This is a genomic window from Streptomyces sp. NPDC047971, from assembly GCF_040653355.1.
GTDB lineage: Bacteria > Actinomycetota > Actinomycetes > Streptomycetales > Streptomycetaceae > Streptomyces.
Map to the genome: position 1 here is coordinate 211,782 of NZ_JBEZNW010000009.1, position 11,911 is coordinate 223,692.

At 72.3% G+C, this 11,911-nt stretch carries 10 protein-coding genes; 6 read left to right on the top strand and 4 right to left on the bottom strand.

Features of this window, described 5'->3' with window-relative positions:
* Positions 1–148: 148 nt before the first annotated feature.
* Entirely contained in the window at positions 149–604 is a 456-nt protein-coding gene (locus tag AB0D99_RS12395; protein ID WP_329114786.1) for an Lrp/AsnC family transcriptional regulator, read from the bottom strand.
* 116 nt (positions 605–720) lie between these two features.
* Here AB0D99_RS12395 and AB0D99_RS12400 point away from each other — a divergent pair, with 116 nt between their 5' ends.
* Together AB0D99_RS12400 and aspA are read left to right on the top strand one after the other, a co-directional pair.
* Positions 721–1,779: an asparaginase gene (locus tag AB0D99_RS12400; protein WP_362359453.1), complete on the top strand. Its 1,059-nt coding sequence runs from the start codon at positions 721–723 to the stop codon at positions 1,777–1,779.
* Between the two features lie 361 nt (positions 1,780–2,140).
* A complete protein-coding gene (gene aspA, locus AB0D99_RS12405; RefSeq protein ID WP_362359455.1) occupies positions 2,141–3,562 on the top strand; it encodes an aspartate ammonia-lyase in 1,422 nt (473 codons plus the stop codon).
* An 84-nt stretch (positions 3,563–3,646) separates the two neighbouring features.
* On the opposite strand, the gene AB0D99_RS12410 is transcribed toward aspA, so the two are convergent.
* Positions 3,647–4,621: an NADP-dependent oxidoreductase gene (locus tag AB0D99_RS12410; RefSeq protein WP_362359457.1), complete on the bottom strand. Its 975-nt coding sequence runs from the start codon at positions 4,619–4,621 to the stop codon at positions 3,647–3,649.
* A 69-nt stretch (positions 4,622–4,690) separates the two neighbouring features.
* Here AB0D99_RS12410 and AB0D99_RS12415 point away from each other — a divergent pair, with 69 nt between their 5' ends.
* Together AB0D99_RS12415 and AB0D99_RS12420 are read left to right on the top strand one after the other, a co-directional pair.
* The gene (locus AB0D99_RS12415; protein ID WP_362359459.1) at positions 4,691–5,680 is read left to right on the top strand and encodes a helix-turn-helix domain-containing protein; all 990 of its coding nucleotides are present in this window, start codon (positions 4,691–4,693) and stop codon (positions 5,678–5,680) included.
* A gap of 245 nt (positions 5,681–5,925) precedes the next feature.
* Complete coding sequence (locus tag AB0D99_RS12420) at positions 5,926–6,621, top strand: type 1 glutamine amidotransferase domain-containing protein (RefSeq protein WP_362359461.1); 696 nt, start codon at positions 5,926–5,928, stop codon at positions 6,619–6,621.
* A 19-nt stretch (positions 6,622–6,640) separates the two neighbouring features.
* Here AB0D99_RS12420 and AB0D99_RS12425 read toward each other — a convergent pair whose 3' ends face one another.
* Positions 6,641–7,033, bottom strand: coding sequence for a nuclear transport factor 2 family protein (locus AB0D99_RS12425; protein ID WP_362359463.1), 393 nt, complete (start codon positions 7,031–7,033; stop codon positions 6,641–6,643).
* 42 nt (positions 7,034–7,075) lie between these two features.
* Positions 7,076–8,488 carry a short-chain fatty acyl-CoA regulator family protein gene (locus AB0D99_RS12430; protein WP_362359465.1) on the bottom strand — a complete coding sequence of 471 codons (1,413 nt, stop codon included), beginning with the start codon at positions 8,486–8,488 and terminating at the stop codon, positions 7,076–7,078.
* A gap of 420 nt (positions 8,489–8,908) precedes the next feature.
* Here AB0D99_RS12430 and aceA point away from each other — a divergent pair, with 420 nt between their 5' ends.
* Together aceA and aceB are read left to right on the top strand one after the other, a co-directional pair.
* Positions 8,909–10,195 carry an isocitrate lyase gene (gene aceA, locus AB0D99_RS12435; RefSeq protein ID WP_362359467.1) on the top strand — a complete coding sequence of 429 codons (1,287 nt, stop codon included), beginning with the start codon at positions 8,909–8,911 and terminating at the stop codon, positions 10,193–10,195.
* A gap of 102 nt (positions 10,196–10,297) precedes the next feature.
* Positions 10,298–11,890, top strand: a complete 1,593-nt coding sequence (gene aceB / locus AB0D99_RS12440; RefSeq protein ID WP_362359469.1) for a malate synthase A — start codon at positions 10,298–10,300, stop codon at positions 11,888–11,890.
* Positions 11,891–11,911: the final 21 nt, after the last annotated feature.

Here is an 11,911-nt window from a genome sequence, read left to right on the forward strand (position 1 = left end):
CCGACTCGACGGGACTCTCGACAAGTCGACACGAAGGAGCCGACGGGTCCCGGCACACCACGACCGGGGCGGGCACGGTCGGCACGACACGGCCGACGACACGGGTCGAGTCGGGGCCGGGCGCACGACACGGGGAACCCGTGCGCTCTCACCGCTCGACCGGCAGCCCCCGCGGCTCCTTGATCCGCTTCATGATGATCTGCGAGTTCACCTCGGTGACCCCGGTCAGCGAGGTGAGCCGTTCGATCCAGAGGCGTTCGTACGCGGCGAGGTCCGCGACGGCGATGCGGAGCAGGCAGCCGGGGCTGCCGAAGAGGCGGTGGGCCTCGATGACGTCGGGGATGTCCCGCAGCGCCTCCTCGAACGCCTCGACGGTCTCCCGGTCGCGCCGGACCTCGATCGAGACGAGCACCTCGAAGCCCCGCCCGACCGCCGCCGGATCGATGACGGCGCGGTAGCCCTGGATCACCCCGTCCTCCTCCAGCTGCCGCACCCGCCGCAGGCAGGCCGAGGCGCTGAGGCCGACACGCTGGGCGAGCTCCAGGTTGGTCAGTCGGCCGTCTTCCTGAAGCTCACGCAAGATGCTGCGATCAATGCGATCCATCACGCAATTATGCACGCAGGATTTCGAGATCATGGCCCCGAATCCGCAATCACATTCGAAACAAGCTGTCCTATCGTTGCGAGTGCGACGACCCTCGACCTCCGGGACAGACAGACATGCAGTGGACACGCGACGACCGGCCCCGCCGGATCACCCTCATCAGCACCGGCGGCACCATCGCCAGCCGCTGGCAGGGCACCGGGTACGCCGCCGACGCGTCCGGTGACGACGTCCTGGCCACCTCCGCCCTGCCCGAGGGCGTGGCGGTCGAGGTCGTGGACCTGTTCAACGTCAACAGCTCCCGCATGACCAGTGCCCGCCAGCTGACGCTGCTGCGGGCGGTCCACGCCGCTCTGGCCGACCCCGGCGTGGACGGCGTCGTGGTCACCCACGGCACGGACACGCTGGAGGAGTCGGCGTTCTTCCTGGACCTCCACCACTCCGACCCCCGACCGGTCGTCTTCACCGGCGCGCAGCGCCCGCTCGGTACGGGGGACGGCGACGGCCCGGGCAATGTGTACGACGCGCTGCAGGTCGCCGCCTCCGTACGTGACCTCGGCGTCCTCGTCGTCTTCGACGGCCGGGTCCACGCGGCGCGCGGCACGGTGAAGACCCAGACGCTGGCCGCCGACGCGTTCGCCGACCCCTCCGAGCAGGGGCTCGGGAAGGTCGGGTTCGGCAGTGTGGACATCCGTCGCAGCCCCGACCGGCCCACGCCGCTTCCGCTTCCCGTCGCCGGGCTCACGCCTCCCCGGGTCGACCTGGTCATGCACCACAGCGACGGCGACCCGCTGTTCCTGAAGACGTCCGTCGCGGCCGGCGCCCAGGGCGTCGTGCTGGTCGGCACGGGCGCGGGCAACGCCACCCCGGAGATAGCCGCGGCCGTCGCGGACGCCGTGTCCCAGGGCACCCTCGTCGCGCTCAGCACCCGGGTCCCCGCCGGGCCGGTCGCGGAGATCTACACCGGCGGCGGAGCCGTGGACCTGGTGGCCGGCGGCGCCGTACCGGCCGGAACGCTGCGCGCGGGCCAGGCCCGGATGGCGGTGCTCGCGACCCTCTTGTCCGACGTCACTCCCGACCGTCGTCCCGCACTGCTGCACGGCCTCCTGAACGGCCCGGCCCGCCCCGAACCCGCCCTGACGGCGGCCGGTTCCCGCTTCGCCGGCGGCTCCTGACCACGCGCCGGCGTCCGTCCTCTTCCCCCTCCCGACGGACGCCGGCCCTCCTCCCTCACGGACGCCGGAACTCCTCCCCTCCGAGACGGCCGTCCGCGACGGCCATCGGAGTGCGGCAGTCCGCTCGACGGGCGCCGGAACTCCGCACCGCCTCCTCTACGGCCATCGGAACTCCGCACCGCCTCCTCGGCGGCCATCGGAACTCCGCGCGGCCCTCGACGGAGACGGGCACACCGCCCCGCGCTCGACGGACAGCCGACGTCCCCCTCCCGGCGGGTCCATCCGCCCGGGCACCTCGCCGTGCCCTCCCACGCCTCACCTCACAGCCCCTCCCTCCCCTCCCCTTAAGGCACGGACCTCCATGAAGACTGTCTCCCGCCGTGAGCACGACCTCCTCGGAGAGCGGGAGGTGCCCGCCGACGCGTACTGGGGCATCCACTCCCTGCGCGCCATGGAGAACTTCCCCATCACGGGAACGCCGATCTCCGCCCACCCGCAGCTGATCGACGCCCTTGCCGCCGTCAAGGAGGCCGCCGCGCTGGCCAACGAGGAACTGGGCCTGCTCGCACCGGAGAAGGCGGCCGCGATCGTCGCCGCGTGCCGGGAGATCCGTGGCGGAAAGCTGCACGACCAGTTCGTCGTCGACGTCATCCAGGGCGGCGCGGGCACCTCGACGAACATGAACGCCAACGAGGTCATCGCCAACCGGGGCCTCGAACTCCTCGGCCACGCCAAGGGCGACTACCGGCACCTGCACCCGAACGAGGAGGTCAACCTCAGCCAGTCCACCAACGACGTCTACCCGACCGCCGTCCGCATCGCGGCGATCACGGCGGTACGCGGGCTGCTGCTGGCGACGGCCGTCCTCCAGGACGCGTTCGCGGCGAAGGCCGTGGAGTTCCGCGATGTCCTGAAGATGGGGCGCACCCAGCTCCAGGACGCGGTGCCCATGACGCTGGGCCAGGAGTTCTCCACGTACGCCGTGATGCTGGACGAGGACCGCAACCGGCTGGCGGAGGCGGTGGAGCTGATCCACGAGATCAACCTCGGCGCGACGGCGATCGGTACGGGCCTCAACGCCCCCGCCGAGTACGCCGAGACGGCCCGGCGCCATCTGGCCGAGATCACCGGGATGCCGCTGGTGACCTCCGCCAACCTCGTGGAGGCGACGCAGGACTGCGGCGCGTTCGTCCAGCTCTCCGGTGTCCTGAAGCGGCTCGCGGTGAAGCTCTCCAAGACCTGCAACGACCTGCGGTTGCTGTCCTCGGGTCCGCGCGCAGGTCTGAACGAGATCAACCTCCCCGCCGTGCAGGCGGGTTCGAGCATCATGCCCGGCAAGGTCAACCCGGTGATCCCCGAGGTGGTCAACCAGGTCGCGTTCGAGGTGATCGGGAACGACATCACGATCACCATGGCGGCGGAGGGCGGCCAGCTCCAGCTGAACGCCTTCGAGCCGGTGATCCTGCACTCGCTGGCGAGGAGCATCACCTCGCTGCGGGCCGCCTGCCTCACCCTCGCCGAGCGCTGCGTCACGGGCATCACCGCCAACACCGAGGAACTGCGGGCAGCGGTGGAGAACTCCATCGGCCTGGCCACGGCCCTCAACCCGCACATCGGCTACACGGCGGCCACCGCGATCGCGAAGGAGGCCCTCCTCACGGGCCGTGGCGTCGCGGAACTCACCCTGGAGAAGGGCCTCCTGCCCGCCGAGCGCATCGCGGAGCTCCTCACCCCGGAGCGCCTGACGGGCACCGCGAGCCCGCTCCGTCAGGAGCGGGTCTAGGGCACCGGCGGGGGCCCGTCGGGAGACCGTGAGGGGGCCGCCGGAGACCCCGGCGACCCTCCCGGCGCCCCACGGGCAGATCCGCTACGAGCCCTGTGCCTCGCCGGGCTCGTCGATCACCAGGACGATCTTGCCGGTGGTGCGGTCGGTCTCGCCCAGCGCGTGGGCCTTCGCGGCCTCGGCGAGCGGGAAGGTGGCCTCCACATGGGCGCGCAGGGTGCCCGCGGCGACCAGGTCGGCGACGGCGTTCATCCCCGCGTGGTCGGCCTCGACGAGGAGGGTCTCCACGCGGACTCCTCGTGCCTCGGCCTTCCGCGCCTCGTCGGGGTCGGTGGGCGGCAGGAGCGAGACGAGGACGCCGCCGGGGCGCAGGACCTCCAGGGAGCGGGCGCGGGTCTCGCCCGACATCGGGTCGAGCACCACGTCGATGTCACGGGCGACGTCCCGGAAGTCGGTGGTGCGGTAGTCGATGACCTCGTCCGCGCCGAGCGAGCGCACGAAGTCGTGCTTGGGCGCGCTCGCGGTGCCGATCACGTACGCGCCGCGGGCCTTGGCGATCTGGACGGCGAGGTGGCCGACGCCGCCGGCGGCCGCGTGGACGAGCACCCGCTGGCCGGGGGCGACGGCCGCGGTGTCGACCAGGGCCTGGTAGGCGGTGAGCGCGGCCAGCGGGATGGCTCCGGCCTGGACGTGGTCGATGCCGGCGGGCTTGTGGGCGAAGGCCCGGGCGGGGGCGGTGACGTACTCGGCGTGGGAGCCGACCCCGTAGGGGTAGGGCAGCATGCCGAAGACCTCGTCGCCGGGCTTGAAGAGCGTCACGCCGTAGCCGACGGCCTCGACGACCCCGGAGACGTCCCAGCCGAGGACGAGCGGCATCCGGTCGAGGAAGATCACCTGGGAGCGGTGCTTCCAGTCGGTGGGGTTGACACCGGCCGCGCGGACGGCGACCAGGATCTGGCTGGGGCCGGGGGCGGGTCGGGGGATGCGGACCTCCTTGAGCACCTCGGGGGTGCCGTGGGTGTCCTGGCTGATGGCTCGCATGGTGGCGTTGTTCGTCATGTGTCCAGGTTCCCGGCCGGCGGCCGGGAGTACCATGGCATGATTGCCATCTTTCGACAGGATCGTGCCATGGGAAGCGAAAGCACCTCGGATGTCGCCGGGGCGACGCCTCATCGCGTCGTCGTCCTCGCCCTGGACGGGGTGTATCCCTTCGAACTCGGCATCCCGAGCCGCGTGTTCGGGGCGGCGGGTGATCTGTACACGGTCGCGACCTGCTCCGTCGACGGCGGGCCGGTGCGCACGAACTCCGACTTCTCCGTCACGGTGGAGCACGGCTCCGAGGCGCTGCGTACGGCGGACACGGTCGTGCTCCCGCCCTTCGACACCTCCCGGATCACCCGGGAGCTGGGAACGGAGCTCGCGGACGCGCTCGCCGCGGTCCCCGCCGGTGCGCGGATCGTCTCCATCTGCACGGGGGCGTTCGTGCTCGCGGCGGCGGGGCTCCTGGACGGCCGGCCGGCCACCACGCACTGGGCGCTCGCGCAGGTGTTCCGGTCGTGGTTCCCCCAGGTGGACCTGAACCCGGACGTGCTCTTCGTCGACGACGGCGACCTGCTGACCTCGGCCGGCGCCGCCTCCGGGGTGGACGTCTGCCTGCACCTCGTACGCAAGGACCACGGCACCGCCGTCGCCAACCAGGTCGCGCGGGCCTGTGTGGTGCCGCCGTGGCGGGACGGCGGCCAGGCCCAGTACATCGTCCAGCCCGTTCCGGGGCCGGATTCGAGCGGGACGTGGGCCACGCGCCAGTGGGCGCTGGAGCGCCTCGATGAACCGCTGACGCTGAGGGAGCTCGCCGATCACGCCCGGATGAGCCTGCGCACCTTCGCGCGCCGCTTCAACGAGGAGGTGGGCATGAGCCCGGGCCGCTGGCTGATCCAGCAGCGCGTGGACCACGCGCGGCAGCTCCTGGAGTCCACCGACCTGGCGGTGGACGACATCGCCGGCAAGGTCGGGTTCGCGACCGGGACCTCGCTGCGTCAGCATCTGCACGCCGCCATCGGGGTGTCCCCGCTCGCCTACCGGCGGACCTTCCGGGGCGGCGTGGCGCCGAGCCTCTGAGCGTCCGGGCATCCGCGCAGGTCAGGGAGGGGACGAGGGTCCGGCGGGGGTATTCCCGGGGACCCATCGGAGTTCCGATGCCGGCCATGGGATTCCGCATGGGAAACGCTTCGGCGGCGGGCTTACCGTCGAGGACATCGCCGCACGGACGTTCCGGTTGCGGAGCCCCGGCGCCCGCGGAACGTCTTCCCGCGGCGGTGTCCGTCCACGGGCCTCAGGCCCCGCCCCCCTTGGAGTGACCCATCATGGCGAAGATTCTTTTCGTGATCACCGGCGCCGACCACTGGACGCTCGCCGACGGCACCAAGCACCCCACCGGTTTCTGGGCCGAGGAGGCCGCCGCGCCGTACGAGGCGTTCGAGGCGGCCGGCCACGAGGTCGTCGTCGCCACTCCCGGCGGGGTCGTCCCCAGCGTCGACCGGAGCAGCCTCGCGCCCGAGTACAACGGCGGCGAGGAAGGCGCGGACCGGGTCGCCGCCGTCCTCGCCTCGTTCACCGCGCTCCAGCACCCGATCGCGCTGGAGGACGTGGACCTCGACGCCTACGCGGCCGTCTTCTACCCCGGCGGGCACGGCCCGATGGAGGACCTCGCCGTCGACCGGACCTCGGGCCGGATCCTGATCGACGCCCTCGCGTCGGGCAAGCCGCTCGCCGTCGTCTGCCACGGTCCGGCGGCGCTCCTCGCCGCCGTCGATGACGACGGCACGAACGCCTTCGCCGGCTACCGGGTCGCCGCCTTCACCAACGCCGAGGAGGCCCAGTCCGGCTTCGCCGACAAGGCCGCGTGGCTGCTGGAGACCCGTCTGACCGAGGCCGGCGTCGACGTCCGGGCGGGCGAGCCCTGGGCGCCGAACATCGTCGTCGACCGCAACCTCGTCACCGGCCAGAACCCGTCCTCCTCCGCCCCGCTGGCGGCCGAGGTCCTCAGGCAGCTGGGCTGACCAGGACCTCCACGCCCTCTCACTCCCCGGCGGCCTCCTGCACGATCCGGTCGAACTGGGCGCCCATCGCCTCGGCGAGCGCCTGGGCGGCGGACAGCGGCCGGACCATGACGGTGAAGTCGTCGATCCGGCCGTCCTCGTCGAAGTGGAGGAAGTCGCAGCCCTGGATCTGACGGCCGTTGACGGTGGCGGTGAAGACGAGGGCGTGGTCGCGCCCGTCGGGGTCGGCGATCTCGCGCACGTAGGTGAAGTCCTCGAAGACCCGCAGCACCCCGCGGAGTATCGCCGCGGTGATCGCCTTCCCGACGTACGGCTTGAACACGACGGGACTCGTGAAGACGACGTCGTCGGCCAGCAGCGCGACCACGGCGGCGGTGTCACGGTCCTCGACGGCCTTGCGGAACGGGTGCATGAACCCTCACATACTCAACTCGTTGAATAGGTGAGGGGGAGGCTACACCAGTCGGCCGTCCTCCACCGCGTACGGAACGAACGTGCTGGTGTTCTCGTCCACCGCGAGCGGGCGCCCCAGCGGGGGGACCGCGCGCTGGGGGCAGTCGAGGCGTTCGCAGAGGCGGCAGCCCATGCCGATCGGGGTTGCCGCCGCGGCGTTGTCGAGGTCGATGCCGTCCGAGTAGACGAGCCGGGAGGCGTGGCGGATCTCGCAGCCGAGTCCGATCGCGAAGGTCTTGCCCGGCTCGCCCCAGCCGCCGCGGTGGCGGGTGACCGCCCGGGCGGTCCACAGGTAGCGCTGCCCGTCGGGCATGGCGGCCACCTGGACGTGGATGCGGCCGGGGGCGGCGAACGCCTCGTACACGTTCCAGAGCGGACAGGTGCCCCCGGCGCGGGAGAAGTGGAACCCGGTGGCGGACTGGCGCTTGGACATGTTGCCGGCCCGGTCGACCCGGACGAAGGAGAACGGCACCCCACGCAGCCTGGGGCGTTGCAGGGTGCTCAGCCGGTGGCAGACCGTCTCGTGACCGAGCCCGAAGTGGTCGGTGAGTCGCTCGATGTCGTACCGGAACTCCTCCGCGGCCGTGTGGAAGGCCCCGTACGGGAGGACGAGGGCGGCGGCGAAGTAGTTCGCGATTCCGATCCGGGCGAGCGCGTGGGCGGTGGATCCGGCGGGGAAGTCCTCGGCCGCCAGCCGGTCCAGCTCGGCGGACTGCTCCAGCAGGGCCAGTTGCGTCGCCATGCGGAACGCCTGCTGGCCGGGGCGGAGACGGGCCGACAGGCGCAGGACGCGACCGGCCGCGTCGTAGTGGTGCAGCCGGTCCGAGTCGGCGGTGACGCGCACGCCGTGGTCTTCGGCGAGCCGGTCCGCGAGGGTGCGTACGACCTCGCCGCGGCGGATGCGGATCGCGCGCGCCAGCTCCTCGGCGGCGAGGTCGATGTCGTGGAGATAGTTCCGGCGCCGGTAGAAGAACTCCCGGATCTCCTCGTGCGGGGAGCGCGGAGCGTCCGGGCCCAGGTCCCCGTCGCGCCCTTCGACCGTCCCGGCGAGGCGCTCGGCGAGCTGCTGGCCGCGCCGCCCGAGGTCCAGCAGGACATGGGCGACGGCGGGCATGCGGGAGGCGAGCTCGGCCAGGTCGGAGGGGGAGACCCGGCCCTTGTCGACCTCTCCCGCCAGCGCCTCGCGCAGGTCGGCGACGAGGCGGCTGGTGTCCCGTTCCGAGAAGAAGCCGGGGTCGACACCGAAGGTCTCGGTGAGCCGCAGCAGTACGGGCACGGTCAGCGGGCGCGAGTCGTGCTCCATCTGGTTCAGATAGCTGGGCGAGATGGCGAGCACCCGGGCCAGCTCGGCCTGACTCATCCGCCGTTCCTCGCGCAGCCGCCGCAGCCGCGCTCCCGCGTACGTCTTGCCCACCGCGCCTCCCCGGCCTCTCCACGGACGCCCTCCGGGCCGTCCCCGACCAGGTCGGTGACGGTTCGTGACGGGCGTCAGCCTACGCGGACATCCCCACCGGCAACCCTTCGCAGAGTTGGCAGATCGCCCGCGGAAGATTCGCAGAACTTGGCAATCGTCCCTGGTTGATGGCACTGGGTGTCACTGGGAAAGTCGTTCTGCGGCCCGCCGGACCAGGTGGCCCAGGCGGTACAACCGGGCACGATTCACGCCCTGACGTCGGAGATCCCGGCGGTATCGGCTGGCGGTTCGGCGCGATTGCTCAGCTCGTTCCCTCCGGGACGGCGGGTCGCACACCCCCATTCTCGGCACACAGTGCCAATGCTTTGCACATTTGACGTGCACGGCCTTCTCGGACGACTCATGGAGACGGTGACGGTCATGGCAGAGACGAAGACGACGGCCGCGGCGGCGGAACTGGCCCGGCGCTGGGCGACGGACCCCCGCTGGGCCGGGATCGAGCGCACCCACACCGCCGAGGACGTGGTCCGGCTTTCCGGCAGCGTCCGCGAGGAGCACACCCTGGCCCGGCGCGGCGCCGAGCGCCTGTGGCGACAGCTGCACGAGCGGGACTACGTCCACGCGCTCGGCGCCCTGACCGGCGGCCAGGCCGTGCAGCAGGTGCGGGCCGGTCTCCAGGCGATCTATCTGTCGGGCTGGCAGGTGGCCGCCGACGCCAACCAGGCGGGCCACACCTACCCCGACCAGAGCCTGTACCCGGTCAACTCGGTGCCTCAGGTGGTGCGCCGGATCAACAACGCCCTCCTGCGCGCCGACCAGATCGCCACCGCCGAGGGCGGCTCGGACGACATCGACTGGCTGGCGCCGATCGTCGCCGACGCCGAGGCCGGCTTCGGCGGCCCGCTGAACGCCTTCGAGCTGACCAAGGCGATGATCGCGGCGGGCGCGGCCGGCATCCACTACGAGGACCAGCTGGCCTCGGAGAAGAAGTGCGGCCACCTCGGCGGCAAGGTGCTCGTGCCGACCGCCCAGCACATCCGCACCCTGAACGCGGCCCGCCTCGCCGCCGACATCGCCGACACCCCGACGCTGGTCATCGCCCGCACCGACGCCCTCGCCGCCACCCTGCTCACCAGCGACGTCGACGAGCGCGACGCCCGTTTCACGACCGGTGAGCGGACCGCCGAGGGCTTCTACCGGGTACGGAACGGCATGGCCCCGGTCATCGCCCGCGGCCTCGCCTACGCCCCGTACGCCGACCTCATCTGGGTCGAGACCGGCACCCCGGACCTGGCGCAGGCCCGCGAGTTCGCCGAGGCGATCCACGCGCGGTACCCCGACCAGATGCTCGCGTACAACTGCTCGCCCTCCTTCAACTGGAAGGCCGCGCTCGACGACGACCAGATCGCCAAGTTCCAGCGCGAGCTCGGGGCGATGGGCTACCGCTTCCAGTTCATCACCCTGGCCGGCTTCCACTCCCTCAACCACGGCATGTTCGACCTGGCCCGCGGCTACGCCGAGCAGGGCATGACGGCGTACGTCGACCTCCAGGAGCGGGAGTTCGCCGCCCAGGCGCAGGGCTTCACCGCGGTCAGGCACCAGCGCGAGGTCGGCACCGGCTACTTCGACCTGGTCTCCACGGCCGTCAACCCGGCCTCCTCCACCACCGCGCTCGCCGGCTCCACCGAGGAGGAGCAGTTCCACTGAGCAACACCGTGACCGCGACCGGACAGTTCGCGTCCCGGCCGAACGGGGGCGGACGACCCATCCCCGCCCGCCCCCGTTCGCCCAGCAGCTCAGGAGAGTCCGATGACCATCAGCGCCCCGACCCGTCAGGTCCGCGTCCTGGCCGCCCCCGGTGACCGCCACGACGAGATCCTCACCCCCGCCGCACTCGACTTCGTCGGCCGGCTCGCCGCCGCCTTCGGCGAACGCCGGCAGTGGCTCCTGAAGGAGCGCCGTCGACAGGCCATCCGGCTCGCCACCGGCTCCCCGCTCGACTTCCCCGTCGCCACCGCGGCCGTGCGGGCCGACCCGTCCTGGCGGGTCGCCCCGCCCGCCCCCGGCCTGACCGACCGCAGGGTCGAGATCACCGGCCCGCCGGACCGCCGGACGGCGGTCGACGCGCTCAACTCCGGCGCCCGGGTGTGGATAGCCGACTTCGAGGACGCCACCGCCCCCACCTGGGACAACGTCATAGGCGGCCAGCTCACCCTGCTCGACGCCGTCGAGCAGCGCCTCGACTTCGCCCCGCCCGAGGGCAGGGAGCACCCGCTCGGCGCCCACCCCGCCACCCTCGTGGTCCGGCCGCGCGGCTGGCACCTCGACGAGGAGCACCTGGAGTTCGAGGGCCGCCCGGTCCCCGCCTCCCTCGTCGACTTCGGGCTCTACGTCTTCCACTGCGCGCGACGCCGGATCGATGCCGGGTACGGCCCGTACTTCTCCCTCCCCAAGCTGGAGAACCACTACGAGGCGCGGCTCTGGAACGACGTCTTCGTCCTCGCCCAGGAACTGCTCGGCATCCCGCGCGGCACCGCCCGCGCGAGCGTCCTCATCGAGACGATCACCGCCGCGTTCCAGATGGAGGAGATCCTCCACGAACTGCGCGAGCACAGTTCCGGCCTCGACGCCGGACGCCGGGACTACCTCTTCAGCCTGATCAAGACCTTCGGCCACCGCACCGACTTCCTTCTCCCCGACCGGGCCGAGGTCACCATGACCGCCCCCTTCATACGCGCCTGCACCGAACTCCTGGTGCGCACCTGCCACCGGCGCGGCGCCCACGCCATCGGCGGCACGGCGGCCCAGGTGCCGGGCGGGGACCCGGCCGCGCACGAGGCGGTTCTCGCCGAGGTCCGTCTCGACAAGGAGCGCGAGGCCGAGGACGGCTTCGACGGCTCCCGGGTCGCCCACCCCGGGCTCGTCCCGGCCTGCCGCGCGGTCTTCGACGGCGTGCTGGGCGACCGGCCCGAGCAGATCCACCGGACCCGCGACGACGTGGAGACGACCGCGGAGGACCTGCTCCGCGTCCGCGGGATCAGCGGCCCGCCGACCGAGGCCGGCCTGCGCACCGCCATCGCCGTCGCGCTGCGCTGCTTCGACGCCTGGCTGCGCGGCCAGGGAGCCGTGGCACTGCACGGGCTGAGGGAGGACGCCGCCACCGCCGAGATCGCGCGGGTCCAGATCTGGCAGTGGCTGAGGCACCGTGCGGTCGACCGCGCGACCGTGCTGGAGGTGCTGGACGAGGAGCTGGCCAAGCTGGGCGCCGAGTACCCGTGGGCGGCTGTCGACGAGGTGCGCGAGCTCTTCGAGAGGACCGCGCTCGCGGCCGAGCTGCCGCTCTTCTTCACCCCGGACGCCTACTCCCGTCACCTCGTGCGCCGCACGGAGCCGGCGGCGTGAGCGGCCGCGGGTTCCCCCCCC